Here is a 25,687-nt window from a genome sequence, read left to right as displayed (position 1 = left end):
TCCTTCTCGCCCGCTTCCTTCTCGCCCTCGGCGATCGCGCGTCTCGCGGGCTCGCGTTCAGAGCCTGCTCAGGAGATCCGTCTTCTTCGCAGCAAACTCCTGCTCGGTGAGGATCCCCTTCTGCCGCAGGTCCGCGAGCCGCTCGATGGCAGCGAAGATATCCGCCTCCGGAGCCGACGCGGAGCGGGGCAGGGCGGCGTCGGCCTGCGCCGGAGCGGGCGCCTGCGCGGGGGCAGCGCTCGGCGCCTGCTGCACGGCGAGGTCGCCGGAGATGATCGGCAAGCTCAGCACGCTCACCACGCCGTACTGGCTCGTGAACGTGACCGACGACCCCGACCCTTGCTGCTGCGACACACCGCTGATCTGATGATCGAGCGTGTCATAGACGCTGACTCGCCCGTTGACGTCGACAGCCACGCGGCGCGCTCCGGGGAAATAGGCATACCGGATGTCGTTCTGCGACCCGCTGGAGCTCGGCACGCCGAGCTCCCCGGGCCACCAGCTGCCAGAACCGCCCCCCGACGCCGGAACGAACAGGCTGACCGGCGAGCCCCCGAAGCCGCCATTGCCACCCTGCTGCTGCTGCTGCCCTCCCTGCGCCTGGGACTGATGGCTCGTGGGCGCCGGAGCGAACGGCTGGTTCGCCAGGAGACTCGACAGCTCGGCGCACAGGCCCTCCACCTTGGTCTTGAGAGAGCTGTTGAACATGTCCCCGATCATGGTCATGCCGCCCTGCATCCACTGCCCTCCACCGCCCAGCTCGGGGTGGTAGAACTGCGCCATCGTCCCATGGCCGTTCACGAGCGCCTGCAGGAGCGTCATCACCGCGTCGGTGCTGACGTAATAGCGCTGTGACAGGTCGGAGACTCGCCGCTGACCTTCGGGGGTGAGTTGCTGCATGATGAGGCGCTCCAGGAGGAAGCGGCGAGCCTGGCACGGGGGTCCGCCGCTCGCAACGCGCGCGAGCGGCGAGGCGGATGGCGATGAGGGGGATAAGGGCGATCAGCCAGCGAGCTTGCGCACGCTCGCGAGCTGGACACAGACCGTGACAACGTCCATGGCGACGCGGATCTGATCGAGCGGGGGCATCGACGGCGCGATCCGGATGTTGCGATCGCGAGGATCGCGGCCGTACGGGTACGTCGCCCCGGCGCCGGTGAGCTTCACGCCCGCCTTGCTGGCCAGACGCACGACCTCCTTCGCGCAGCCGTCGAGGGTGTCGAGGCTGGCGAAGTAACCGCCGCGCGGCGAGGTCCAGCTGGCGATGCCCTTGCCGCCGAGCTCGCGCTCGAAAATGCTCGTCACCGCCTCGAACTTGGGCCGCAGGAGCTCGGCGTGGCGCTGCATGTGGCTCAGCAAGCCCTTGTAATCCTTGAAGAACCGCACGTGCCGCAGCTGGTTCACCTTGTCCGGGCCGATGGTCTGGATGGCGAGGTGCTTCTTCGCGTCCGCCACGTTCGCGGGGCTCGACGCCATGGCCGCGATGCCGCTGCCCGCGTACGAGATCTTCGACGTCGAGGCGAAGACGAACGGCCGGTTGGGGTTGCCCGCGGACTGACACGCCGACACGATGTCCGCGAGCCGATCGCCCTCGGCGTAGAGGTGGTGGACCGCGTAGGCGTTGTCCCAGAACAGGCGAAAATCCGCGGCCGCCGTCTTCATGCTGGCGAGCCGGCGGACGACCTCGGGAGCGTACGTGGTGCCGGTCGGGTTGCTGTACTTGGGGACGCACCACATGCCCTTGATGGCCGCGTCCTCGGCGACCAGCCGCTCGACCTGATCCATGTCCGGGCCGGCGTCGTTCAGATCGACCGTGATCATCTCGATGCCGTGGTGCTCGCAGATCGCAAAGTGACGATCGTAGCCGGGGCTCGGGCACAGGAACTTGATCTTCGACTGCTTCGACCAGGCGCCGTTCCCGTCGGGCACGCCGTGGACGAGCGCGCGGACCACCGCGTCGTGCATCATCGTCAGGCTGCTGTTGCCGCCGACGATGACCTGCGCCGAGGGCACCTCGAGCAGCTCGGCGAAGATCGCCTTCATCTCGGGCAGCCCGTCGAGGCCGCCGTAATTGCGCGTATCCGAGCCGTCCGAGGCGACGAGGTCGCTCGCGTCGGGCAGGCCGAGCATGCCGTTCGCGAGGTCGAGCTGCTCGGACGACGGCTTGCCGCGCGTCATGTCGAGCTTGAGGCCCCGGGCTTCAAAGGCAGCATAACGTGCCTCGAGCTCCCGGGTGAGCGAGGCAAGAGCCTCGGGGGACAACGAACGCAGTTCAGTCATGGCGGGCGATATCTAGCAGAATTTCGCCGCCACGTCGCGACCCGAGTGGATCCGGAGGAGCCGAGGCGACCGCCGGGATGAGCCCGGCGGCGTCCACCTCACTCCGCCGCGATGGCCTCCCCGCTGTAGGCCGTGTGGCTCACCTCGGGGTTGTTCTCGAAGTACGCCTTGCCGGCCAGGCGCTTCACGAGCGGCTTGAACCGCTCCGAGGCCTTGCCGCCGACGATGTCGCGGAGGAGCGCGACGTCCTCGCGCGCCCGGGAGAGCGTCTCCGGGTTCGTCAGGAACGCCCTGGCGGCGTTCGCCTTCGCCGGGGCGGACATCACCGCATCGCGGAGCGCCCCCGCCGCCGCCTTGGCCTTCACCACGGCGCGCTCGGCCGCCGACTGCTTGATGAGCGGCGCCACCTCGTAGACAAGGTTGGCGGCCGAGCCGGCAACGCGGTGCGGCGCGTGGTGGAGCGGGCTCGCGTATTTCGGGTTCTTCTCGAGGAACGCGCGCACCTCGGCCTCCGTGACGCCCGTCTCCTCGTAGACGCGGGCGAGCTCCTGCTCGGCCAGGATGCGCGCCTTGAACATGTACATCTGGATGCGGGAGTAGAAGTTCGTCGCGCCGTCGCCGCTCGTCTCGACCGCGCAGAAGATCGTGCCCGGGTAGCGCGACGTGATCAGCGACTGGACGCCGTCGGAGACGCCCGACGAGGGCATGCACCCGAACGGCTTCACGCTCACCGTGACGTGCGCCTTCCCCTTCACGGCGTTCACGATGAGCTTGCCGACCTCCATGTGCCCCTCGCCGCCGCGGAGGTCGTTCGAGTAGTAGTCCTTCGCCACATCCGCCACGAGCTCCATGTCCGGAAGGTGGTAATCGAACAGGCCGAGCGGCAGCGCGAACGCCTGGAAGCCGACGCGGAGCGCCCCCTCGGCGAGGCGCATCGTCGCGAGGCGCTTGGCCACGCCGAACTCGTCCAGGCTGGCGAGGCCGTAATTGCCCTCGTCGGCGCCGCGCAGGTCGCGCCGCTCGCGCGTGTCGCGGGCGCACTCCCAGATGTTGTAGAGGAGCCACGCCGTCGTGAGCTGGATGTCGTTCTCGCCGCCCTCGCTCTCGAGGAACCGCTGAAGGGCGTAGTTGCCGTCGCCCTCGGTCGTCATGGCCCAGAACTCGCCGATGATCGACGTCTTCGCCTTGGGCCGGAGCTTGTCCACCCGGACGCCCTCGAACTCCTTGCGCGCCTCGTAGAGCGCCCGGAAGATGTTCGTCTGCTCGTAGAGGGCCGTGTAGAGGATGCGCTTCGCGCTCTCCATCGCGCGGTTCGTCGCGCCGGCCTCGATCTCGTAAGGCCGGACGCGGTAGCCGAGCGCGTTCAGCGTGTCGCCGCACACGATGGCCTTGATGATCGCGATGAAGAAGGCAGGGTTCATCTCGAGGCCGACGTCATCGCCCGTCGCCTGCGAGAGGCCGCCCGTCTGCTGGAAGAGCATCACCCGGAAGCCGTCGAAGCCGGCGTCGCGGAGCGCCTTCCGGTACTCGGTCACGTACATGCCGAACCGACACGGCCCGCAGGCGCCCGCCGTCAGGAACACGTAGTTCTTGATGATGTCCTCGGTCGACATCCCCTGCTTGTCGCGCAGATCGATGAGGTGCTTCACGAGGCCGCCGACGGTGAAGTACGTCGGGTTGCACTGCCCGCGGTTGCCGAACTCCTTGCCCGTCTGGAGACCGGCGTTGTCGCTCATCCCGAAGTAGGTGACGTTGTAGCCGAGGCCCTTCAGCGCGCCCTCGCACAGGAAGTCCTGCGCGGCGGTGAGGCCGCTGATGAGGAGCGTCACGTTGTCGCGCTCCTTCTTCGTCATCTTCGGCTTGAGCATGCCGTCGACCCACTGCCGCCGCTCGGCCTTGATCCCGAGCCGCTCGCGCTCGGCCTCCTCGAACGCCCGGAGCTCCGCCTCGACGTCGATGTCCGTCTTGCTGGATCTCGTCTCGCCCACCAGAGGAAGGCGCGTCTTCTGCGTGATCGTCTGTTCCATGGCGTGGCTTCCCTTCACTTGGATGCTGGAAGGGGGCCGGCCGCGCCGTCCCCCCCTCGACCTCGGTCGTGTCTTCAGGCTTCCAAGGGGACGACGGTCCCGTCGGACTGCTTCCTCTTGAGCTGCACGAGCCCCGTCTTCGGCGCCTCGGGCGGAGACACCGGCGCGACGTAGCTCCTCACCTTGTCGGCGAGCGCCGCGATCTCCCGCTCGAGCGTGGGATCCGTGATCTTGCGCGCCGCCTGCTGCTCCCGCTTCACCTGGAGCAGCTCGAGGCGCTTCTCGTCGATGCGCTGGACCAGCTGCGCCTTCTTCTTCGCCGCGTCCTCGAGCGCCTCCTCGTGCAGCTTGAGGCTGTGCGCGTAGGTCTTCACGCGGATCTTGATCGAGCCGCCCGGCTTGTTCGCGTCGATGTCGTGCAGCGCGGCGTACGGGGTGGCGCTCGAGGTCACGATGCTGTCGATGATGCCGTACGTCGGCGCGTCATGGCCGCACTTGAAGCTCGAGAGGTCGAGCAGCACGACGTTCGGATGGCGGGCGGCGAACTTGACCGCCCAGACCTTCTGCGCGCTGTTCGCCGAGTAGTTCTCCGGCCAGACGTCGTTGATGTCGAGCGGGTGCTGGCCCGCCGCGATCTCGTCCTTGAAGTACCGCGCGAGGTACTCCATGTCGCGCGGGATCGACCGCACCGAGAGGACCGGATAGCCGAGCACCTGGAACTCCTCCGGGATCCCGTGGTTGAGGCCCGGATCGGAGTGGTACGGCCGCCCGATCATCAGGATGGCGACGCGGTTCTCGGCCTCGACTGTCTCGAGGATCGCCCGCCCCTTGTCCTGCAGGTCGCGCTCGAACTGCGAGAGCGCCCGCATCCCCTCGCGGTGCGCGTGATCGCTCTCGTCCTCGGTGATGCCGAGTCGCGGGCCCCACGTCTCGAACATCCGGCGCGCCGTCAGCGTCATCTCGGAGAACGTGAGCGGCGGATCGAGGTACTCGATCCCGCGCGTCTTGAAGAAGTCGACCTCCTTCGTGAACGCCGCCTTCATGACGTCCGGCACGCCCGCGACGATGGGGCAGCTCGTCTTGTCCATCACGCCCTCGCCGAAGCTCGGCACGTGCGTGAGGATGGGGAAGAAGATGTAATTGAGCTTCTTCTCGTCCGTGTGGTGGTGGAAGAGGAGATTGTGGACGTGGGCCTGCGCCACCTTGGAGGGGAAGCACGGATCGATGGAGCCGTACTTGCCGCCCTCGACCCACATCTCCTCGCTCGTCGCGTCGCTGAAGACGACGTTCTGCTTCGGGACGCCGAGCGCCTCGAAGTAGGACCGGTAATACGGGCCCGTCGAGTAGATGTTGAGGACGCGCGGGATGCCGATGCGGACGCGGCGGAGGCGCTCGCGCGTCTCGGGGCCGCTCCGCCGGAACGGGCGCGTCGTCTCCACGCGGCGGATGCCGAGGAAGCCCTTCTTGACGACAACGTCCTTCACCGGCGCCCCGCCCTCCGGCAGCGGCGCGGTGTCGTAGAAGTGGCGGAAGGCGAGCTTCGACTCGTAGTCGACGAGGTTCGGGAACTGCTTCGCGATCTTCTTCCGCTCGGCGACCAGCGCGAGCATCGCCTGCTCGCTCTCGACCGTGCCCTTCTCGCACGAGAAGCCCGAGATGTAGCGGCTCGTCGACCCGTCAGGGCGCTTCGTGTCGATGAACGTCCGCTTGCACTCGTTCGGGCAGAAGTGACAGACGGTCTCCTCGTCGTTCTTCGTCGTGTACTCGAGGGCGATCGCCGCATCGATGCCGATGAACGTCGACCGGCCTCTGCGCTTCACGACCCGGAGCGTCTCGAACGCGGCGCCGAGCGCGCCGGCCTCGCCGGTGTGCGGGTGGACGAACACCTCGGCGCCGGGGACGCGCTCCTTGATGTAGTCGACCTGCGCCTTGACCGCGGCGAGGTTGTACTGCGTGCCGCCCTGGAGCACGTAGCGCGTGCCGAGCGCCGCGAGCCGCGGGATCTGCACGACGTACTGCCACACGTTCTTCGGCAGCACCTGGGCGAGGCCGGCGAGCAGCTCCTCCTTCGAGAAGCCCTCCTTCTGGAAGTTCACCCGGTCGGTGTCGAGGAAGACGGCGCAGCCGTAGCTGAACTTCGGCGCGAGCTCGGCGCCGAACGCCGTGTCGGCGTACTCGGTCACCTTCAGGCCGAACTGGTCGGCCATCGCCTGGAGCAGCATGCCGTTGCCCGCAGAGCACGAGTTGGAGAGGCGGAAGTTCGCGATATCGCCGTTCTTCATGAACAGGACCTTGATGTCCTGTCCGCCGATATCGCAGATGACGTCGACGTCGCCGAAGAACTTCACCGCGCTCATCATGTGGGCGACGGTCTCGACGATGTTGACGTCGGCCCGCATGCACTCCTGGAGCACGTCGGCCGCGTACCCGGTGCCGCCGAACCCGAGCACCTCGAGCGTCGCGCCCTCGTCGAGCACGTACTGCCGGAGCTGGGCGAGGAGCTCCTTCGCGTCCTGGATCGGGTTGCCCTTCGAGAGCTGGTAGGCCTTGCAGACGATGCCCCCGTCCTCGTCGATGAGCACCGCCTTCGACGAGGTGGAGCCGCCGTCGAGGCCGATGACCCCGCGCACCACCTGGCCGGGGGTGAGCTTCATCGGCGTGAACCGCGGGATGCTGTAGAGCTTGCGGAAGTCCTCGACCTCGTTCCGGGTCTTCACGAGCGGCGGGCCCGCGCTCTCGCCGAGCCGGGCCTTCCTGCCGTTCGTCATGTACTCGATGAGCCCCGCCTTGCCGGCGTAGAGGCCGACCTCGGCGGCCTCCTTGAGCCCGTAGACGCAGGCGCCGAACGCCGCGTAGTACTGCGCGTTCTCCGGGACGAAGATCGTCTCCTCGACCGGCTGGTCCTTCGGCCAGGCGTAGCCGCGCTCGTCCCAGGTCTCGGGGATCCGCTTGCGCCAGCACTCCTGGAGGAAGGGGAGGTAGGTGTTGGGGCCGCCGAGCAGGAGGACCTTGTGCTTCAACGTCGAGCCGCGCGTCAGCACCGACAGGTTCTGGAGGACGATCGCGTCGGCGAGCGAGCAGAGGATCTCCGTCGAGGGGATGCCGCTCTTCACGAGATTCACGATGTCCGTCTCGGCGAAGACTCCGCACTTCGCGGCGACGTGGTGGAGCTTCGAGTCGTCGAAGTGGATCTTGACCACATCGCTCGACGGCAGGCCCACCTTGATCATGCACTTGTCGATGGTGGCGCCCGTGCCGGAGGCGCACTTGTCGTTCATCGACGGCGCGGCCGTCTTGTCGCCCGTCTTCGCGTCCCGCTGGAAGATGATGATCTTCGCGTCCTGCCCGCCGAGCTCGATGACGCTGCCCACGTCCGGGTGCAGGTTCTCGACCGCGAGGGTGACCGCGTTGACCTCCTGGACGAACTTGGCGCCGAGGCCGGCGCAGAGGGGCGCCGCGCCGGAGCCCGTCATGAACACCCGCCAGCGCTCCCGGGGCGACGCAGGGAACGACGCCTCGATCACCTCGAGGAGCTCCAGCACCTTCTCCGGCTGCTTCGTCTGGTGCCGCTGGTAGTCGCTCCAGAGAATCTCGAGCGTCTGCGGATCGAGCACGACCGCCTTCACGGTCGTCGAGCCGACATCGATGCCGACCACGACCGGATCCTGGATCTGCCTTCCCATCGGAGCTCCTCCCACCGCCGTCGCCGGTCACCAGCGTCCGACTGACTGGCTGGTCAGTCGTGATGGCTACAACGAGATGTCCCGAAAATCAAAATGATTCGGTGTGTCTCGGTCGGGTTTGGAGAGCGTGGAACGCCGTTTTCCCGGGGATCTGCGTCCAGGGCGCACGATTTCGTCGCTGGGCTCGGCACGGCGTCCCACGCGTGTCGTCCGCCTGCCTCCGATCTTTCCAGGCGCTTTTCGGGCGGCGCGGCCGCGCGACGGCGCAGGGAGACATCGAGCCCCAGAGGACGGGCCGGTGATGGTAAAGCGACCGGCCCATGAACAAGTCCGAGCGTCGCCAAGCCCTCCTCCGCGCGGCGCGCACCGTGTTTTCCGAGAAGGGGTATCACGAGGCGAAGGTCGATGACATCGTCGCGCTCGCGAAGGTCGCGAAGGGGACGTTTTACCTCTACTTCCCGGACAAGCGCTCGGTGTTCGGCGAGCTCGTGGGCGGGCTCTTCTCGCGCCTCGGCGGCGCCATCCTGCGCGTGGATCCGTCGGCGGACGTGGAGGCGCAGATCAAGCACAACATCCGCGCGATCGTGGCCGTCCTGCTCGACGATTCGGCGCTGACGAGCATCCTCCTGTCGCACGCGGCGGGGCTCGACCCGGCGTTCGTCAAGGAGCTGCGCGCCTTCCGGCAGGAGGTGAAGCTCTTGCTGGAGCGGAGCCTCGCGGAGGGGCAGCGGCTCGGCATCATCGAGCCGGGAGACACCGAGCTCTACGCGACGTTCACGATCGGCGCGCTGAAGGAGGTGCTCTTCGAGAACGCCCTCGAGGACCAGGCCCGCCCGCGCGAGCGGATCGTCACGGCGCTCTACGATCTCCTGCGGCGCGGCTACCTCCGGATGGACGCCGCGCCCGGGCAGCCGGCGCAGCGCGGGGAGGGCGAGCGCGGGGCGCCCGCGCCGGGGGACGCCGCGCCCGAGCGGGCGAGCCCGCCGCGCGCCCGCCGCGCCAGGCCGAAGGGGGACTGACCGGCGCGTCAGTCAGGGCCGTGACTACGCCGATCCGGTGGGCGGCGTACGGCCGAGGCGCGGCGCGACGATGTGCGCGATGAAGTTGAGCAGGGTCCGGGTGCCGAGCTGATCCGGCGAGATGCGGGCGAGGAGCGCCGGGACGTCGAGGCCCTCGGCCTGCAAGACCTCGCGGCGCCACGCGATGTAGCCGGCGATGACGTCGTGGTCCATCTCGGGGTGGAACTGCACGCCGTAGCAGGTGTTCGTGAAGCGGATGACCTGGTGGTCGTCGAGCTCGGTGAACGCGAGGCTGCGGGCGCCCTCGGGCAGCGCGCCGACCGTGTCGACGTGGGTCGCGTGGGTCTCGAAGCTCGACGGGAGCCCGTCGAAAATGACGTCGTCGGCGCGGCGCTGGACGCGGATCCGGCCGATCTCGCGGCCGCGCGGGTTCCGGATGACCTCGCCGCCGAGGGCCTGGGCGAGGATCTGGTGGCCGAAGCAGATGCCGAACGTGGGGGCGCCGGCGCGGACGACGTCGCGCAGCCACGCCTCGCAGCGGAGCATCCAGGGCTCGCGGTGGGGGACGTTGGCCGAGGAGCCGGTGAGGACGAAGGCGGCGGTCCCGGGGGCGTCGGGCGCGGGGAGGTCGCCCGTGCGGGCGTCGAAGGTGGCGTAGCCGCCGCGCCACGCGGCGCCGATCGTCTGCTCGATCAGGGCCGCGAAGTCGCCGCGCCGCTCGAGGACCGGGGGCACGGGCTCACCGGTCTTGACGATGACGATCTTCTTCGGATGCCCCACCCTTTCAACATAGCAGAGCGGCCGGCGGGCGAGAGCGGGACTTGGCAGCGCGGGGCCGGGGCGCGAAGATGCTCCCCGATGTCCTCCTATGTCGTGCCGCGCCCGGTGTGGCGTCGGTTTCGTCCGCGTTTCCTGCCCCGCGCCGCCGCGCACGTGAGGGCGGGCGGGCACGCGGCCATCGTGCTGCCGGACGAGCGGGTCGATCTCCTCCTCACCGTCGACGCGCAGGGGAAGCTGACCGAGCTCGGGCTGTGGTCGCTCCTGTCGATCGAGCAGCAGCGCTTCCGGCGCGTGAGCGAGGGCCCGGCCCTGGGGCTCGCGACGGCGCGGGTGAAGCGGGAGTACGAGGGCTCGGTCCTCGACTGGTGCGAGCGCGACAGCGTGCACCCCGGGGCGATCCGCGAGGTGGCGCTCGACTGCCTTGCGTGCGGGGCGTGCTGCCACGACGCGCACGTGGTGCTCGACGACGTGGACCTGTCGCGCTTTCGGGACGCCGGGCGGGGCGACCTCACGGCGCGCGCCTACGTGCGGCGGGCGCGCGACGGGAAGATCACGCTGCGCTTCGCGGCGAGCGGGCGGTGCCAGCACCTCGGCGAGGACCTGCGCTGCGCGATCTACGAGCTCAGGCCGGACAACTGCCGCGCGTTCGTGGTGGGGAGCGAAGCGTGCCTGTCGGCGCGCGAGGAGACGCTCGGGCTACGGGACGGGGCGCCCGTGGAGCCGTGAGCGGCGAGATCCCCGCCCGGGCGGCGGTCTCGTGATGGCGGCGCGCGACGCGGAGACCTCCAGGGAGGCCGGGGAGCGGGCGCCCGCCGCGCGGCTCGGGGCGCAGCGCATCGCCGGGCTCCTGATCTTCCTCGCCAACGGCTTCTGCATGGGCACGTGGGTGACGCGCATCCCCGACTTCAAGCACGCGCTCGCGCTGAACGAGGCGACCCTGGGCAACGTGCTGCTCGCGCCGGCGCTCGGCGCGTTCGTGGGGATGCCGATGGCCGGGTGGCTCGTCGCGCGCCTGGGGAGCCGCGCGGTGGCGGTGTCCTCCGGCGCGGCGTTCGCGCTCAGCCTGTTCGGGCTGGGGTTCGCGCGGACGCCGGTCGAGCTGTTCCTGGCGCTGACGTTCTTCGGCGTCTCGAACGGCGTGATGGACGTGTCGATGAACGCCAACGCCGCCGAGGTGGAGCTCGCGTGGGGGCGGCCGATCATGTCGTCGTTCCACGCGCTCTACAGCGTCGGGGGGCTCGCCGGCGCGGCGGCCGGGGGGGGGCTCGCGCACGCGGGGGTGGCGCCGGCCGCGCACCTCTCCCTCGCGGCGGTGGCGGCGCTGCTCCTCGTCGGGCTGCTCTCGGCCTGGGTGCGGCCCGGCGTCCCGGCGCCGGAGCCGCCGAGGAACCCCTTCGCGCTGCCGCCCCGCGCGATGTGGCCGCTCTGCGCGATCGCCTTCCTGTGCATGTTCGGCGAGGGCGCGATGGCCGACTGGAGCGCGGTGTACCTCCGCGACACGCTCGGCACGTCGGCGGCCTTCGCGGCGACGGGGTTCGCGGCCTTCTCGGTGGCGATGGCGGCGGGCCGCTTCCTCGGCGACGGGGTGAGCACCCGGCTCGGCCCGGTCGCGGTGGTGCGGGGCGGGGCCGTCCTCGTGACGCTGGGGCTCGCCGCGGCGCTGCTGATCGGCCGTCCGATGGCCGGCCTGCTCGGGTTCGCGAGCGTGGGGCTCGGGCTCTCGTGCGTCATCCCCACGGTCTTCAGCGCGGCGGCGCGCACCGGCCCCACCGGCAGCTCCATCGCGGCCGTCGCGACGTTCGGCTACCTCGCCTTCCTCGGCGGTCCGCCCGTGGTCGGCCACATCGCCGCGGCCACGAGCCTCCCCGTCGCGCTGTCGCTCATCGTGGTCGGGGCGCTCGCCATCGTGCTGCTCGCCGGGGCCGCGGGCGGGCCGGCGCCCGCGGTGCAGGACGCGGGGGGTCGACCCGGCGAGCGCCTGGAGACCTGACCGGCGGGCGAGGCCCTCGTGCGACGAGGCCCTCGTGCGACCATCCGGCGCGGAGCACGAGGGCGACAGGAGCTCACCGCGCCAGGAGGTGACACGCCCGCAGGCACGGTCGTGAGCCTGCGCTCCTCGGTCTGGCTCCAGGTGGCTCCGTGGAGCCGGGAGATTCGAAGCATGGACAGTATCGACCCGAACAATCCCGTCGTGCGGCTCTGCGCCGAGGGCATGCAGGCCGAAGGCGAGGGGCGGCACGAGGACGCCCGCGCCCTCTTCGAGCGAGCATGGGCCGCGTGCGCCGACGATTACGACGCGTGCCTCGCCGCCCACTACCTCGCCCGCCACCAGGGGAGCGATCAGGGAACGCTCGCGTGGAACCAGGAAGCCCTGCGCCGCGCCGACGCCGTGGGCGACGACCGCGTGCGCGGGTTCTATCCGTCGCTCCTCCTCAACATGGGGCACTCGCACGAAGTGCTCGGCGACATCGCCGAGGCGCGCGCCTTCTACGAGCGCGCGGCGGCGAGGCTCGACGAGCTCCCCGCGGGACCGTACGGCGACATGGTCAGGAACGCCGTGAAGCGGGTCCGCGAGCGGGTCGAGTAGCCACAGCCCCGCGCGCCCGCTGTCGCGACGGTCGCCTCGCGCGTCGCGGCCACGCGGCGCGCCCTGCTCGCGCAGCGCGTCGGGCCAGCGCCGCTGCGGCTCCTCGAAGTCGCCCTGCGGGTCCTCGCCGCCGGGCGGCGGAAGGACGAGGCCGTCCGAGACCCACTCGGACACGTTGCCGGCGAGATCGTAGACGCCCTCGGGCGTGCGATCGCTCGGGTGGGCGCCGGACGTGCAGGTCGCGACCTCGGTGCCGCGCGCGAGGCAGGCCTCGTTGCGGTCGTAGCACGCGCGCTCGCAGGCCAGCGCGTCGTCGCCCCAGACGAAGGCCCGGCCCGCCGCGCCGCGCGCCGCGACCTCCCACTCCGCTTCGGTGGGCAGCCGCCGGCCCCGGAAGCGGCAGTAGCTCTCGGCCTGGGAGTAGTCGACGCAGTTGATGGGGTGCCCGGTCGCGTTGCGAGGCTCGTTGCAGCGCCGCGACCACAGCTCGGCCTCCTTCGGAGCCGCGCGTGCGCCGCCAGGAGGTACTTGCGCGCGCGGGGGGAGAACATGGGGAGGTCCGGCTCGGCGACCAGGCACCGCCACGCCTCTCGCGGCGTGCATCGGCCCCGTGAAGGGCGGGAGTGACGGCGGAGCCGGCGGCAGCGGCGGTGCCGGCCTCTTGCTCGCTGAACGCGCGCCGGACCGACCCTACACGCGGAGATGACGCCTGTCATGGGAGCGTGACAGCGAGGGTGTCAGGAGCGCGTGACAGCGACGTGCAGCAACCCGGTCGCTGGTCGCGGCCGGCGTGTCGCCATCACGGCCTGATCGCGCCCGATCCGGCGTCTCGCCCCCGGAACAGGAGGCAGAGCCATCGCTGGACGCGCCGGGCGGCCGCGCGCGGCATGCGCGTTGCAATCGCCTCGTCGCGGTCGCGCTGGGGCAGCGATGGCCGTTATCCAACATCGAACTCGTGGAGTGGAAAGGAAGCATGTCATGAGGAGCAATGCACTGCTGCTGGGATCGCTCGTCGTCGGCATCATGGGCGCAGGTTGCGCCGTGGCGTACGAGGCCGAGGAGGGCGAGGTGGGCGACGCCCAGCAAGCGTTCGTGTCCCATGCGTGGGCGTATGCGTGGGCGCACCAGGCGACGGGCTCGTTCACCGCGAGCTCGAGCTACTCGCGGAACTCCTCCGGAGACGCATCTGGGCAGGGCGTGAACAACACCATCACGCAGCTCGGTGCGGGCCAGTATCGCGTGCGGTTTCCGGACGTGGGCGCGGCGCCGGGCGGTCATGTCCAGGTCACGGCCTACGGCGCGGGCGCCGAGCGCTGCAAGGTCAATTCCTGGGTCAGGAGCGGCGATGACGTGGATGTTTATGTCAACTGCTTCACCGCCGGCGGCGCGCCGGTCGACACCCAGTTCAGCGTCGCATATGTCCACAAGTCGGGCACCGGATCCTCGGACGAGGCGTACGTCTGGGCGAACAACCCGACGGCGTCGGCGTACGCGCCCGTCGCGACGTACCAGTTCAACTCGAGCGGCGTGAACAACACGATCGCGCGCCAGGGGGGTGGGCTACTATGCGGTGACCCTGCCGGGGCAGACCGCGGGCGGCGCGACGGTCGAGGTGACGGCCTACGGCCCGGGTAGCGATCACTGCAAGGTCAGCAGCTGGGGGCAGTCCGGAGGCGACGCGGTGGTCGGCGTGCGCTGCTTCGACAGCTCGGGCGCCCCGTCGGATAGCCAGTTCACCCTCAACTTCGCGCGCTCGAGGCAGGTGAACGGCGGGCTCTCCTACAGCTACGCCTGGGCGAACAACGCCACGGCGGCGGCGTACACGCCGAGCCTCTCCTATCAGGAAGGCTACATCGCGGGGGACCTGGGCGAGGTGGAGACCGACATCACCGCAGGGCGCACGTCCGCAGGCCGCTACTCCGTCAGCCTGCCCGGCATGTCGGCGTCGGGCTCGAACGTGCAGATCACGGCGTACGGCACCGGACCGGAGCACTGCAAGGTCGTCGGCTGGTCCGGCACCGAGACGAACACGAACGTCAACGTCGCCTGCTTCGATGCCAGCGGCGCGCCGACGGACACGCGCTTCGTCCTCGTGTACACGGACGACAAGTTCATCGTCCTGTGAGCTGCAGGGCGGGGGGGCCTGCTCCGGCCCGCAGGCGATGGACGCGGCGCTCCGGGGCGCCGTGCTCCCAGACGCAAGCGGGGCGGAGCGGTCGACGACCCGCGCCGAGCTTCTGCGCCGCACGTTCGCAGGATCGATGTCCTCGAGTGCCCGGCCTGCAAAGCGCTTCGCCGCGCACCACGTCGCCCCGCCTTGCCCCGCCGCCCCGCCCCGGGCAGGCGACGGGAGGTTCTGTTCGACGCTCTTGGTAGCGGATCTCGTCGTGGTCGGTCAGCTGGGGCGGCGGCTCGGCGCTGACGTAGCGAGGGCCCCGGGATCAGCGGCACCGAGACATTTTAGCCAGGAAACGGGCTAAATGTAGACGGAATTTAGAGAATCAATTCTGTATTCTGGCTAAATGAAGGCTCCGTTCAGAATTTAATCTGTCAGATCCAGGTGATCGAAAGCCACATCGAGAGAATCGACTCTGGGAACCAGAACAATCTGCCCAGGATCCAGAGAAAATGCTCAGGAATCGAGCGAAACGGCCCGCCCAGGCCCTGTCGGATCGGTGATCCGTGGACGCACGGCACCGGATCCGGCCATGCCGTGCGGGAGGACGAGGGGCTCAGCGCTTCAGCTCAGGGGGCCGCCGCTCCCTGCTCGGCCGGCGCAGCCTGCGGCGCGGGGGCGGGCGGCTGCGCGGCGGCGTCCTCCTGCGCCGGCGCATCCATGGCGCAGCGGAAGCCGATCCAGGCGTGCGCCGTCACGGGCGCCGCGGCGGTGCGGTAGGTGGTGGAGAGCTTCTCGGGGCCGTCCAGGAAGTTCGCGCCGCGCACCACCTTGAGCGGGAAGGACGGGTCGCCCTGCGGGTCCTCGCCGCCGGGCGGCGGAAAGACGAGGCCGTCCGAGACCCACTCGGACACGTTGCCGGCGAGATCGTAGACGCCCTCGGGCGTGCGATCGCTCGGGTGGGCGCCGGACGCGCAGGTCGCGACCTCGGTGCCGCGCGCGAGGCAGGCCTCGTTGCGGTCGTAGCAGGCGCGCTCGCAGGTCGGCGCGTCGTCGCCCCAGACGAAGGCCCGGCCCGCCGCGCCGCGCGCCGCGACCTCCCACTCCGCTTCGGTGGGCAGCCGCCGGCCCCGGAAGCGGCAGTAGCTCTCAGCCTGGGAGTAGTCGACGCAGTTGATGGGGTGCCCGGTCGCGTTGCGAGGCTCGTTGCAGCGCCGCGACCACAGCTCGGCCTCCTTCTGGTCCTCGGACGCCGCCGGCGCCAGCGCGCCGGGCAGGAGCTCGGGGGTCAGCGAGACGTGATCCGCCGTGGAGCACATGCGCTGCTGCATGCAGGCGCGGTAGGCGCGGACGGTCACCTCGTTGCGATCGATGTAGAACCCGCGGGTGAGCGTCACCTGGCGGGCCTCGCCCGCGGCGCCGATCGTTGTCGTGAGCGGCCCGATGAAGACCATGTCGGCCGGCGGCGCCGTCACGGCGGCGGGCACGGCGGCCGACGCCGCCGCCGCGGCGCTCTCCGCGGGCGCGGCGGTGGCGATCGCCTCCGCCGCGCCCGCGGGGGCCGCCGCGGCGCGCCCGGTGGGCGAGGCCTTCGCCGGGGCGCGCGCGGCCGGCGCCCGCGCCGGCTTCTTGCCGCCGGGCGCCTGCGTCAGGAAGTACGCCGCCGCGCCGGCGCCGCCGAGCAGGAGCGTCGCGAGGAGCCAGGGCAGCGCCGCGCGCGCAGGGCTGCGGCGCTGCTGCGGCGGGGCGACGGGCGGCGCGGCGTGCGGCGGCCCGCCCGCCGCGGGCGGTGGGGGCGGGGCGGCGCCGGGCGGCGGGGGCGGCGGGCGGGCCGCGGGGTAGGCGGCGGGCGCGACCGTCTCGATCATGGAGTCGTCGACCTGCGCGGTCCGGGAGCCCCCCGTCGCCAGCGCGGCAGCCGCGCCGGCCGCGCCGGCGGCGCCGCCCGTCGGATGCCCGCTCGCGCCGTGGCTCACCTTGACCACGGCGGGCCGCGCCGGGGCGGGCGCGTGCGCGTCGGCGAGCATCGTCGGCTCGATCGGCAAGCCGGCGTGTCCGGTCGCGATGCCGAGCCCGCGCGAGGCCGCGTACTCCGCGGTCGACAGCCCGCCCGCGTGCTCCGCGCCGGGGGCGTCGAGCCCCGCGCCCGACCCGGCGCGCTCGCCGCGCGCCGCGGCCGAGAGCGCGTCCCAGAACTCACCCGCGTTCGTGAAGCGGTGCTTGGGCTCGATGGAGAGCGCCCTGTCGAGCACGCGCTCGATCGCCTCCGGCGCGTCCGGGAGCCCGCGCGCGCGCAGCGTCGGGCGCACCGCCGGGTCGGCCGAGGCGATGTAGAGCTGCGTGGGGTCGTCCCCCTCGAGCGCGCGCTTGCCGCTCACGAGCTCGACGAAGATGAGCGCGAGCGCGAACACGTCGGTCCAGGGGCCGGTCGCGCCGCGGGCCTTGTTGAACTGCTCGGGCGCCCCGTAGCGCGGCGTGAACGCGCTCGGCCCCTGCCGGGTCGCCGCGAGCGCCTCGGTGAACGTGGGGTGGTCGGCCAGCACCTTCGCGATGCCGAAGTCGAGCACCTTCAGCGTCCGCACCCCGCCGACGTCGGTGAGGAACAGGTTGGCCGGCTTCACGTCGCGGTGCGCGACCTTGTGCGCGTGCGCGACGGCGAGCGCGCGCGCGGCCGGCGCGAGCAGCTGGATCGCCTCGGCGATCGACATGCCGAACTCCCCCCGGTCGCGCCGGTCCCGGAGGTGCTGCCCGAGCGTCTGGCCCTCCAGCCACTCCAGCACGAGGTAGGGCACCCACACGCCGGCCTGGGTCGTGAACGCGCCGACGTCGAGCGCCTGCACGATGCCCGAGGTGGCCCGCGACAGCCGGTGCAAGATCCGCCCCTCGCCCCGCAGCGTCTCGAGCAGCGCGTCGCGCTGCTCGGCGTCGAGCAAGGTCGGCATCTTCAGGCATTTGATCGCGATGAGCTCGCCAAATCCCTCGTGAATCCCGCGGTAGACGACGCCGAACCCGCCATCGCCGATGACGGCCGCGACGCGGTACTTCCCCTCGATGGTCTGCCCCGAGAGGCCGAAAGGATCGTCGGACGGCTCCACCATGCCCCGCTCCTAGCGCGTCGCCGTTCGCAGGCAAAGGGGCTTCGGCGCCGCCAGCCTGCGTTCTCTGTTCCCTCTGCTTCCCTCTGCTTCCCTCCGCTTCTTCCCTCTACTTCCCTCGTCACGCCCGCTTGCATCCGGTGGCTCGTGGCGCCATGCCGGCGCTCATGAAGACACCGCGAGCGCTCGTGATCCTGGCCGAGGGAGCTGAGGAGATGGAAACGACCATCCTCGTCGACGTCCTCCGCCGCGCCGAGGTCGAGGTCGTCCTCGCCGGGCTGGACGGCCCGGGGCCGGTGCGCTGCAGCCGCGGCGTGCGCCTCGTGCCGGACGCGGAGCTCTCGTCGGTTGCGGGCGACTTCGACGTCGTGGTCCTCCCAGGCGGCAAGGGCGGGGCCGACCGTCTGGCCGGCTCGCCGGCCGTCGGCGAGCGCCTCCGCGCGCAAGCACAGGCGGGCCGCCTCGTCGCGGCGATCTGCGCGGCGCCGATCGCGCTCGCGGCGCACGGGCTCTTCCAGGGGAAGAAGATGGCGTGCCACCCGTCCGTGAACGACGTGGTGTCGGCGCACGGCGCGCTCGTCGCGAGCCCGGTCGTCGAGGACGGGCAGCTCGTGACAAGCCAGGGGCCCGGCACCGCGATGGCGTTCTCGCTCGCGCTTGTCGCGCGGCTCCGCGGCGAGGAGGTCGCCGCGAAGGTGCGCGCGCCGATGATGCTGCCGTCCTGAGCCTGCGCCGTCCAGGGAGGCCCTGCGGCGCTCGCGTCCCGGAGCGGCGCGCGTCCACCCCGTCGCCCCTCCTGGCTCGGGGCGTTTGCAGGCTCACAGCTGCGCGCGGTTGGACTTATACTCCGCCGCGTGCTGCCGCTGCTCGCTCTGACCGTCATCGTCGTGCTGTGCCTTGGCTACCGCTTCTACGGGAGGCTGGTCGCGCGCAACTACGCGCTCGACGACGGCGCGGTGACGCCCGCGGTCAAGGTGAACGACGGCGAGGACTACGTGCCCACGAAGCCGTTCTACCTCTTCGGGCAGCACTTCAGCGCCATCGCCGCCGCCGGGCCGATCGCCGGCCCCATCCTCGCCGGCCAGGCGTTCGGGTGGCTCCCGTGCATCCTCTGGATCGCGATCGGCGTCGTGTTCATCGGCGCGGTGCACGACTTCTCCGCGCTCATCGCGAGCGTCCGCCACGAGGCCGAGAGCGTCGCCGAGATCGCGAAGCGGCACATCGGCCGGCGCGCCTGGCTGTCGATGATGATCTTCATCTGGCTGGCGCTCTCCTACGTGATCGTCGCCTTCACGGACATCACGGCGAGCACCTTCGTCGGCAAGACCGAGGAGTTCGAGGGCGGCGCGTTCCAGTTCAACCCCGGCGGCGCCGTGGCGGCGGCGAGCGCCGCCTACCTCGGCCTCTCCCTCACCATGGGCGTGGTCGAGCGGTACCTCAAGCCGCCGCTCTGGCTCACCACCCTGCTCTTCGTCCCCGCGACGCTCGCCGTCGTCTGGCTCGGCACGAAGATCTCGACCGCGTTCGTGCTGCCGGTCGACAATCCGCAGCGCGCCTTCGGCCTCATCATCCTCGTCTACTGCTTCGTGGCCTCGCTCCTGCCGGTCTGGTCGCTCCTCCAGCCGCGCGGCTACCTGGGCGGGTTCGTTCTGTACATCGCGCTCGCGGTCGGCGTGATCGGGATCTTCTTCGGGAACCTCCGGTACCCGGGGGAGTTCGAGCTCCGACAGCCCGCGTTCACGACGTGGGACGCCGGCGGCGCGACCGGCATGCTCTTCCCGTTCCTTTTCGTCACCATCGCCTGCGGCGCCTGCTCCGGCTTCCACGGGCTCGTCTGCTCGGGGACGACGTCGAAGCAGATCTCGAAGGAGACGCACACCCACTCCGTGGGCTACGGCGCGATGCTGGCCGAGGCGTTCGTCGCGCTGATCGCGCTCGCGACGCTCGTCATCGTGGCGCAGGGGACGAAGCTGGGCGGCCCGGGCAAGATCTACGGCGACGGGATCGGCAAGTTCCTCACCGTGATCATCGGCAAGGAGCACTTCCTCTTCGCCGCGACGTTCGGCGCGATGGCGTTCTCCACCTTCGTGTTCGACACGCTGGACGTCTCGACGCGCCTCAGCCGCTACATCCTCGAGGAGCTGTTCCACTGGAAGGGGAGGGTGCTGTCCGCGGCCGCGACCGCGCTCTCGCTGGCGCCGCCCACGCTGTTCATCATGACCGCGCGCCCGCCCGCGCCCGGCGTGCGGCCCGCGTACCTCGACTTCTGGACGCTGTTCGGCACGAGCAACCAGCTGCTCGCGGCGCTGACGCTCCTCTCGGTCACGGTCTGGCTGCACCGCGAGAAGCGGCGCATCTGGTACACGGCGATCCCGATGGTGTTCGTCATGACGATCACCGTGTGGGCCCTCATCCTGCAGGTGCGGAGCGCGCTCGTCGCCGTGCGGGCCGAGGGGCTCACGCTGAACGCGACGACGCTGAACGGCCTCGTGGGGCTCGCGCTGATCGGGCTCGCGTTGTCGCTGATGGTCGAGGCGGTGAAGGCCCTGAAGAACGGCCCGGCCGTCGAGCCGGCGCCCGGCCCGGCGCGCTGAGGGGGCTGGATCGCGGATCGGGAGCGGCGGGCAGCCGGGGGGCGATCGGGAGCGGCGGGTACCGTCCGCTCTCACAGGTCCGAAAAGCGCCAGAGGCGCGGCGGCGCCTGCGCTACGACGCTTTGCATGCGGCTCGACGAAGACGCCTGTTATCGCGCGATCGAGACCCGCGACCTCCGCTTCGACGGTCGCTTCTTCACGGGCGTGCGGTCGACGGGCATCTACTGTCGCCCGATCTGCCCGGCGCGGACGCCGAAGCGGGAGCGCTGCGTCTTCTTCCCCTCGGCGGCCGCCGCGCAGGAGGCCGGCTACCGCCCGTGCCTGCGTTGCCGCCCCGAGGCCTCGCCCGGGACGCCCGCGTGGCTCGGCACCTCGGCCGTCGTCTCGCGGGCGCTGCGGCTCATCGCGGAGGGCGCGCTCGACGACGCGGACGCCCCGGCGCTCGCGGCGCGGCTCGGCGTGGGCGAGCGCCACCTGCGGCGGCTCTTCCTGCGGCACGTCGGCGCCTCCCCGCTCGCGGTGGCGCAGACGCGGCGCCTCCTGTTCGCGAAGAAGCTCCTCGACGAGACCGCGCTCTCCATGACCGAGGTGGCGCTCTCGTCGGGGTTCTCGAGCGTCCGCCGCTTCAACGACGCGATCCGCGCCACCTACGCGCGGACGCCGCGCGAGCTGCGGCAGGCTGCGTCGCGGCGGGGCGGCGGAGCGGCGCGCGCGGACGCCAGCGCGCCGGACATCGCGCTCCGCCTCCCGTTCCGCCCGCCGCTCGACTGGGACGCCCTCGTCGGCTTCCTCGGCGCCCGCGCCATCCCGGGCGTGGAGTCGGCGGGCCCCGGCGCGTACCGCCGCACGGTGCGCGTCGCCGGCGGGCACGGCGTCGTCGAGGTGCGCCCGGTGCCCGGCGAGGCCTGCCTCCTCGCGCGGCTGCGGCTGCCCGGCACCGAGGGGCTGATCCACTGCGCCGAGCGCCTGCGGCGGCTCTTCGACCTCGGCGCCGATCCCGACGCGATAGCGGCGCACCTCGGGGCCGACCCGCAGCTCGCCCCCCGGGTCGCGGCGCTGCCGGGGGTGCGCGTGCCGGGCGCGTGGGACGGCTTCGAGCTCGCGGTGCGGGCGATCCTGGGCCAGCAGGTGAGCGTGCGCGCCGCCACGCAGCTCTCGGGCCGCCTTGTCGAGCGGCACGGCGAGCCGCTCTCGCTGCCCGGCGGCCCGCCCGAGGGCGCCGAGGGCCTCCGCCTCGTCTTCCCGACGCCCGGGGCGCTCGCCGCGGCCGACCTATCGGACCTCGGCGTGCCGCGGGCGCGCGCGGCGGCGATCACCTCGCTCGCGGCGCACGTGGCTCGCGGCGAGGTCGCGCTCGACGCCTCGCGCGGCCTGGAGGAGACCGTGCGCGCGCTCTGCCGGGTGCCGGGCGTCGGCGAGTGGACCGCCCAGTACGTCGCGATGCGGGCGCTGCGCGAGCCGGACGCGTTCCCGGCCACCGATCTCGGCCTGCGGCGCGCGCTCGGCGGCGTCTCCGGCGCAGGCCTCCTGGAGATGGCGGAGGCGTGGCGCCCGTGGCGCGCCTACGCGGCGATGCTCTTGTGGACGGAGGACGCGCAGGGAGCGCGGCCCGCGGAGAGGGAGGTATCGAATGGAGCTCTTGCTGGATGAGGTCGAGTCGCCGCTCGGGGCCATGCTCCTCGCGGCCGGGGGCGGCGCGGTCCACGGGCTCGAGTTCGCGGACTGCGCGCCCCGCCTCCGCGCCTCGCTGGAGGCGCGCTACGGCGCGGTCACGCTGCGCAGCGCCGCGGATCCTCACGGCTTCTCCGGCCGGCTGAGGGCCTACTGGCGCGGCGATCTCGGCGCGCTCTCGGGCATCCCGGTCGAGCCCGGCGGCACGCCGTTTCAGCGCCGCGTCTGGGCGGAGGTCCAGCGCGTCCTCCCGGGCGCGACGCGCTCCTACGGCGACGTCGCGGCGTCCCTGGGGCAGCCGTCGGCGTCACGCGCCGTGGGCCTGGCCAACGGCCGGAACCCGGTCTGTCTGGTCATCCCTTGCCACCGCATCGTGGGCGCCCGCGGGGACCTCACGGGCTACGCGGGCGGCCTCGCGCGCAAGCGGTGGCTGCTCGCGCACGAGGGCGCCTCAGGGGAAACAGGAGCGCGGCTCCTCCGCTCGTAGGAAGAGGCCGCAGCGCTCCCGCTTCGCAGTCCGCGCCGCCGCAGATCACGGGCAGCTCGTCGTCCCCATCGCCGTCCAGCCCCTCGAAGACGCACTGCCGGAGCGACTCGTCGCAGCGCTCTTCCTGGGTGCACGGATCCGCATCCACGCAGTCGGCCGGCGTCGCGCACGCCTTCTCGTTGACGCAGCTACCCCTCGCCCGATCACAGCGCCCGCCCGGACAGCGGGTGTCGTCCGCCACCGACTCGCACCGACCGCCGAAGCAGCTGTCGACGGTGCAGGGGACGCCGTCCGCGCAGTCCTTTGCGCTCTCGCAGGGCTCCCCTGACCCCTGCTGCGGCTGCTGCGGCGCGCCGCCGCCACAGCTCGCGAAGAGGAGCGCTGTCGACGCGCTCAGCAAGGAAAGGCGAAAGAGAAAGGCGATAGGATGTCTCGGCAGGGAGGTTCTCACGAGGCGCTTCTTCGAGCATAAGCGCGATCGCGACCATCGAACAAGCCGCGCGAGCGGCGGTTTCTTGCGCTCCTACTTCTTCGCCCCGAGCAGCGCCGCGATGGTCGGATAGTCGCTGTCCTCCACGGCCCCCTGGATCACGCACGTCACCTGTCCGCTCGGCGCCGCGAGCGCGTGGACCGGCAGCTCGGTCGTCTCCTTCACGCCGAGCGCCCGCAGCCACCCCGCCCGCTGAGGCCCGTCGGGCAGCCAGTACGAGGCGCGCACGCCGGTGCCCGGCTGCGCCTCCAGGAACCGCGACAGCTGCCGCTCGTCGTCGTCGATCGAGATGAACGCCAGATCGACGAGCACGCCGGCCGCCCGCAGCTTCTGCTGCCACGCGAGCAGCCGCGGCATCTCCTCCAGGCACGGCTTGCACCACGCCGCCCAGAAGTTCACCCACACCCACTTGCCGACGCCGAACCCGATGTTCGCCGGCAGCGGCTCCGCGCCCTGGGCCGCGACCGCCGTGAGCCCACCCGACGAGGGCGCCGGCCGCGGCGACTGCCCCGCGCACAGCAGCCGCGGCGCGGCCGGCGCCGCCGCGCTCGCGGGCGCCCTGGCGCTCGCCGTCGCGGCCGCGCCCGGCGCCGTCACCGCGTTGCTCCGCCCCTGGCCGGGCGTCGGGGGCGGCGGCAGATCCGCCTTCTCCCCATCGCACCCGCCCGCGAGCCCCGCGGCCACGGCGAGCGCGACGAGCGCGAAGCTCCTCCTGACGGCGCTCACAGCTGGCAGTCCACCCAGGAGACGAACGCGCTCCGGTTGATGGCCTCTGCCGTACATGCCTTGTTCTTGCGCGAGACGTTCCATTGGCAGTATTCCGCGCCGAGCTGGGCAAACTCGTTCCCGAGCCACAGCATCCCGACCTTCTTGTCCAGGTCCGGCTCCTTGAACTTGTCCGAGATGTCGAAGAGCACGCTGTTCGCGCGCTTGTGCGACAGCGTCCGGTTGAACTCCGGCGTCCCCGTCTTCGACGCCCGGGCGACGATGAAGAAGTAGCGCGCCCCGCGCCGATCGAGCCACATCTCCTCGACCATCTTCCTCGAGTCGTCGTCGAGCTTCTCCGAGGCGTCGTCGAACATCACGACCCCGCCGCGCGTCTTCAGCGGCGTGAAGAGCGCGTTGAAGTCGTCGTCGCTGATCGACGCGAGCGTCTTCACGTCGGCCGGCTGGCACCCGCGCCGCGCCTCGGCCCCGACCAGGCCGCACGCGTTGAGCACCCGCTGCAGCACCGTCTTGAACGCCGGCGTGCAGTACGGCGCCTCGGCGTCGTTGGCGATGGCCACCGCCGGCCTCACCGCCGCGGCCACCCCCGTCTTCAGGCGCTGCGAAGCGGCCTGCACCTCCCCGTGCACCGTCACGCCGGACGCGACGAGCATCGCGCACCCCGCCACGATCCCGATGATCCCTGCGCCTCTCATGACCACCTCACCTCGTCCGGAGGGCCGGCGCGAGCTGCCTTATGGCATACGACAGCCCGATGTCCGTGTCCTCGTCACAGAGCCGCGTCGTGCCCAGGAACATCTGCGGCGTCGAGACAGGGAGCTTGTTGTCGACGATGTAACGGAGCATCCGGTTCAGCCGCAGCGCCGTCTCCTTCGAGTCCATGCACGCGTCGAGCCCCGGCCAGCGCTGCCGTATCGCCGCCTGCACGTTGGCGGTGCCGGCCCCCGCCTTCGCCCCTTCGAGCAGATCCTCCTGGTTGTCGTAGGCCCACTCGAGCACATCCATCGCCCGGTGATCGCTGCAGAGGATGGCCTTGGAGAGGAGGCACGCGCCCGGGTGCACCGGCCGGTCGAGCATCCAGTTGCACTCGCTGTCCAGCGGGAACAGCACAAGCGTCGTGTCGAGCTTCTCGAACACCCCTTCGGACACGAGCCGCTGGTGGAACGCCTTGCACGTCGGGCAGAGCGGATCGACGAAGATCGTCGCCGGCTGGACCGCGCCCGGCTGCTTCACGTGGAGCAGCGCGCCGTTCGGCTCGGTCGGCTTCTCCAGCTTGCCGCAGCCGGTCAGGTAGCTCGCGTAGCTCGGCAGCGCGCTCGCGTAGAGCAGTGCCGGCGTCACCGTGCACGCGCCGAGCGCGACGAGCCACCCCGGCAGGAGCAGCTTCGAGCCCATGCGGCGCGCGGGCGCGGGGGCCGCTCGGCCCGGCCCGTCGACGCCCAGGGGCGCCATGGGCACCGTGGGCCCCACCCCGGCCGCCCCGGCCGGGCGCGGCGTCGCGCTGGACCAGGCCGCGGCGCGCGCCGCCCTGCGGTCCTCGACGAACGCCCAGATTCCGCCGGCCGCGAGCAGCGCCGACGAGACGTACATGCCGACGCACGTCTTGCAGAACACCCCGAGGCGCACCGCCGAGATGAGCGCCATCAGGATCGACACGGCGAGCGGCGTCAGGCCCGCGACGAACAGGAAGTGCGCCGCGCGCCGCGGCGCGTGCTGGCCCGAGAGCAGCACGTAGAGCGCGAACGCCGCGAAGAACGCGAACGCGCCCAGCGCGAACAGCGAGATCGGGATACCGCCCCAGAAGCTCTCGCGGAACAGCGCGGAGTAGGGGCTGTACATGGCCACGCGGCACGCGGTGTCGGCGCCCGCCTGCGCGTCGAGGCCGGGAATGAAGCTGCAGTGCAGATCATGGACCTGCCGGTCGAGGTGCCGGATGTAGTCGAACGTCGACGAGGCGCTGAACGCCAGTCCCAGCAACGACCCGCAGAGCGCGAGCGCCGCAGGCCCGCGAGGACTACGACTGCCTGACATGACCGAGTGGATTACGCGACGCCGGGCAACGCGTCAAATTAGGATGCCTGTGCGTACGGGCATTTCCTGATGGCGCATGACGCGCGGCGCGCCGTGTCGCG

19 protein-coding genes and 1 pseudogene are annotated in these 25,687 nt (G+C 71.5%); 10 read left to right on the top strand and 10 right to left on the bottom strand.

The features are described from left to right. Window positions 1–57: 57 nt before the first annotated feature. The 4 genes from WMF17_RS31910 to WMF17_RS31895 all read right to left on the bottom strand — a co-directional run bounded on the left by WMF17_RS31910 (window position 58) and on the right by WMF17_RS31895 (window position 7,990). Window positions 58–900 carry an SHOCT domain-containing protein gene (locus WMF17_RS31910; protein ID WP_437644750.1) on the bottom strand — a complete coding sequence of 281 codons (843 nt, stop codon included), beginning with the start codon at window positions 898–900 and terminating at the stop codon, window positions 58–60. Window positions 901–1,002: 102 nt separating this feature from the next. Further along, entirely contained in the window at window positions 1,003–2,280 is a 1,278-nt protein-coding gene (locus WMF17_RS31905; protein ID WP_437644748.1) for an aminotransferase class I/II-fold pyridoxal phosphate-dependent enzyme, read from the bottom strand. Window positions 2,281–2,378: 98 nt separating this feature from the next. Continuing rightward, window positions 2,379–4,307, bottom strand: a complete 1,929-nt coding sequence (locus WMF17_RS31900; protein ID WP_437596986.1) for a 2-hydroxyglutaryl-CoA dehydratase — start codon at window positions 4,305–4,307, stop codon at window positions 2,379–2,381. Between the two features lie 74 nt (window positions 4,308–4,381). Next, entirely contained in the window at window positions 4,382–7,990 is a 3,609-nt protein-coding gene (locus WMF17_RS31895; RefSeq protein WP_437596984.1) for a BadF/BadG/BcrA/BcrD ATPase family protein, read from the bottom strand. Between the two features lie 320 nt (window positions 7,991–8,310). Between WMF17_RS31895 and WMF17_RS31890 the strand changes: the two genes are divergently transcribed. Then, entirely contained in the window at window positions 8,311–9,009 is a 699-nt protein-coding gene (locus WMF17_RS31890; protein WP_437644746.1) for a TetR/AcrR family transcriptional regulator, read from the top strand. A 24-nt stretch (window positions 9,010–9,033) separates the two neighbouring features. Here WMF17_RS31890 and WMF17_RS31885 read toward each other — a convergent pair whose 3' ends face one another. Then, window positions 9,034–9,789: a glutamine amidotransferase gene (locus tag WMF17_RS31885; RefSeq protein ID WP_437644745.1), complete on the bottom strand. Its 756-nt coding sequence runs from the start codon at window positions 9,787–9,789 to the stop codon at window positions 9,034–9,036. Window positions 9,790–9,867: 78 nt separating this feature from the next. On the opposite strand from WMF17_RS31885, the gene WMF17_RS31880 reads away from it, so the two are divergent. From WMF17_RS31880 to WMF17_RS31870, 3 genes are all read left to right on the top strand, one after another. Next, window positions 9,868–10,515, top strand: coding sequence for a YkgJ family cysteine cluster protein (locus WMF17_RS31880; RefSeq protein ID WP_437596979.1), 648 nt, complete (start codon window positions 9,868–9,870; stop codon window positions 10,513–10,515). A 34-nt stretch (window positions 10,516–10,549) separates the two neighbouring features. Beyond that, the gene (locus WMF17_RS31875; protein ID WP_437644743.1) at window positions 10,550–11,779 is read left to right on the top strand and encodes an MFS transporter; all 1,230 of its coding nucleotides are present in this window, start codon (window positions 10,550–10,552) and stop codon (window positions 11,777–11,779) included. Between the two features lie 171 nt (window positions 11,780–11,950). Next, window positions 11,951–12,376: a hypothetical protein gene (locus WMF17_RS31870; protein ID WP_437596977.1), complete on the top strand. Its 426-nt coding sequence runs from the start codon at window positions 11,951–11,953 to the stop codon at window positions 12,374–12,376. Between the two features lie 159 nt (window positions 12,377–12,535). Here WMF17_RS31870 and WMF17_RS31865 read toward each other — a convergent pair. Further along, window positions 12,536–12,979: pseudogene (locus tag WMF17_RS31865) on the bottom strand (formylglycine-generating enzyme family protein); the annotation flags it as partial. Window positions 12,980–13,354: 375 nt separating this feature from the next. On the opposite strand from WMF17_RS31865, the gene WMF17_RS31860 reads away from it, so the two are divergent. Then, a complete protein-coding gene (locus WMF17_RS31860) occupies window positions 13,355–14,011 on the top strand; it encodes a hypothetical protein (RefSeq protein ID WP_437644741.1) in 657 nt (218 codons plus the stop codon). Beyond that, entirely contained in the window at window positions 13,947–14,501 is a 555-nt protein-coding gene (locus tag WMF17_RS31855) for a hypothetical protein (RefSeq protein ID WP_437644739.1), read from the top strand. The genes WMF17_RS31860 and WMF17_RS31855 overlap by 65 nt, the downstream gene beginning before the upstream one ends. Before the next feature lie 620 nt (window positions 14,502–15,121). Here the strand turns inward: WMF17_RS31855 and WMF17_RS31850 are convergent. Continuing rightward, entirely contained in the window at window positions 15,122–17,590 is a 2,469-nt protein-coding gene (locus WMF17_RS31850) for an SUMF1/EgtB/PvdO family nonheme iron enzyme (protein ID WP_437644737.1), read from the bottom strand. A 164-nt stretch (window positions 17,591–17,754) separates the two neighbouring features. On the opposite strand from WMF17_RS31850, the gene WMF17_RS31845 reads away from it, so the two are divergent. The 4 genes from WMF17_RS31845 to WMF17_RS31830 all read left to right on the top strand — a co-directional run bounded on the left by WMF17_RS31845 (window position 17,755) and on the right by WMF17_RS31830 (window position 22,339). Next, a complete protein-coding gene (locus WMF17_RS31845; RefSeq protein WP_437644735.1) occupies window positions 17,755–18,312 on the top strand; it encodes a DJ-1 family glyoxalase III in 558 nt (185 codons plus the stop codon). Window positions 18,313–18,441: 129 nt separating this feature from the next. Continuing rightward, window positions 18,442–20,181: a carbon starvation CstA family protein gene (locus tag WMF17_RS31840; RefSeq protein WP_437644733.1), complete on the top strand. Its 1,740-nt coding sequence runs from the start codon at window positions 18,442–18,444 to the stop codon at window positions 20,179–20,181. 126 nt (window positions 20,182–20,307) lie between these two features. After that, complete coding sequence (locus tag WMF17_RS31835; RefSeq protein WP_437644731.1) at window positions 20,308–21,831, top strand: AlkA N-terminal domain-containing protein; 1,524 nt, start codon at window positions 20,308–20,310, stop codon at window positions 21,829–21,831. Then, complete coding sequence (locus WMF17_RS31830) at window positions 21,812–22,339, top strand: methylated-DNA--[protein]-cysteine S-methyltransferase (protein WP_437644729.1); 528 nt, start codon at window positions 21,812–21,814, stop codon at window positions 22,337–22,339. Before WMF17_RS31835 ends, WMF17_RS31830 begins: the two co-directional genes overlap by 20 nt. A 523-nt stretch (window positions 22,340–22,862) precedes the next feature. On the opposite strand, the gene WMF17_RS31825 is transcribed toward WMF17_RS31830, so the two are convergent. The 3 genes from WMF17_RS31825 to WMF17_RS31815 are packed head-to-tail and all read right to left on the bottom strand — an operon-like array spanning window position 22,863 to window position 25,586. After that, a complete protein-coding gene (locus WMF17_RS31825) occupies window positions 22,863–23,555 on the bottom strand; it encodes a thioredoxin-like domain-containing protein (protein WP_437596969.1) in 693 nt (230 codons plus the stop codon). Further along, window positions 23,552–24,250, bottom strand: coding sequence for a hypothetical protein (locus tag WMF17_RS31820; protein WP_437596968.1), 699 nt, complete (start codon window positions 24,248–24,250; stop codon window positions 23,552–23,554). Before WMF17_RS31820 ends, WMF17_RS31825 begins: the two co-directional genes overlap by 4 nt. Window positions 24,251–24,257: 7 nt before the next feature. After that, window positions 24,258–25,586, bottom strand: coding sequence for a vitamin K epoxide reductase family protein (locus WMF17_RS31815; protein ID WP_437644728.1), 1,329 nt, complete (start codon window positions 25,584–25,586; stop codon window positions 24,258–24,260). Between the last annotated feature and the right edge of the window lie 101 nt (window positions 25,587–25,687).

This window comes from Sorangium sp. So ce362, assembly GCF_051519845.1.
GTDB lineage: Bacteria > Myxococcota_A > Polyangia > Polyangiales > Polyangiaceae > Sorangium.
The sequence above is the reverse complement of the archived record's forward strand: the minus strand, read 5'-3'. Positions and strand labels throughout refer to the sequence as shown.

What these genes read in the sequence shown, in the direction of transcription:
- WMF17_RS31910 (WP_437644750.1), bottom strand. Translation starts at nt 900, where the DNA reads ATGCAGCAACTCACCCCCGAAGGTCAGCGGCGAGTCTCCGACCTGTCA.
- WMF17_RS31905 (WP_437644748.1), bottom strand. Translation starts at nt 2,280, where the DNA reads ATGACTGAACTGCGTTCGTTGTCCCCCGAGGCTCTTGCCTCGCTCACC.
- WMF17_RS31900 (WP_437596986.1), bottom strand. Translation starts at nt 4,307, where the DNA reads ATGGAACAGACGATCACGCAGAAGACGCGCCTTCCTCTGGTGGGCGAG.
- WMF17_RS31895 (WP_437596984.1), bottom strand. Translation starts at nt 7,990, where the DNA reads ATGGGAAGGCAGATCCAGGATCCGGTCGTGGTCGGCATCGATGTCGGC.
- WMF17_RS31890 (WP_437644746.1), top strand. Translation starts at nt 8,311, where the DNA reads ATGAACAAGTCCGAGCGTCGCCAAGCCCTCCTCCGCGCGGCGCGCACC.
- WMF17_RS31880 (WP_437596979.1), top strand. Translation starts at nt 9,868, where the DNA reads ATGTCCTCCTATGTCGTGCCGCGCCCGGTGTGGCGTCGGTTTCGTCCG.
- WMF17_RS31875 (WP_437644743.1), top strand. Translation starts at nt 10,550, where the DNA reads ATGGCGGCGCGCGACGCGGAGACCTCCAGGGAGGCCGGGGAGCGGGCG.
- WMF17_RS31870 (WP_437596977.1), top strand. Translation starts at nt 11,951, where the DNA reads ATGGACAGTATCGACCCGAACAATCCCGTCGTGCGGCTCTGCGCCGAG.
- WMF17_RS31860 (WP_437644741.1), top strand. Translation starts at nt 13,355, where the DNA reads ATGAGGAGCAATGCACTGCTGCTGGGATCGCTCGTCGTCGGCATCATG.
- WMF17_RS31850 (WP_437644737.1), bottom strand. Translation starts at nt 17,590, where the DNA reads ATGGTGGAGCCGTCCGACGATCCTTTCGGCCTCTCGGGGCAGACCATC.
- WMF17_RS31845 (WP_437644735.1), top strand. Translation starts at nt 17,755, where the DNA reads ATGAAGACACCGCGAGCGCTCGTGATCCTGGCCGAGGGAGCTGAGGAG.
- WMF17_RS31835 (WP_437644731.1), top strand. Translation starts at nt 20,308, where the DNA reads ATGCGGCTCGACGAAGACGCCTGTTATCGCGCGATCGAGACCCGCGAC.
- WMF17_RS31830 (WP_437644729.1), top strand. Translation starts at nt 21,812, where the DNA reads ATGGAGCTCTTGCTGGATGAGGTCGAGTCGCCGCTCGGGGCCATGCTC.
- WMF17_RS31820 (WP_437596968.1), bottom strand. Translation starts at nt 24,250, where the DNA reads ATGAGAGGCGCAGGGATCATCGGGATCGTGGCGGGGTGCGCGATGCTC.
- WMF17_RS31815 (WP_437644728.1), bottom strand. Translation starts at nt 25,586, where the DNA reads ATGTCAGGCAGTCGTAGTCCTCGCGGGCCTGCGGCGCTCGCGCTCTGC.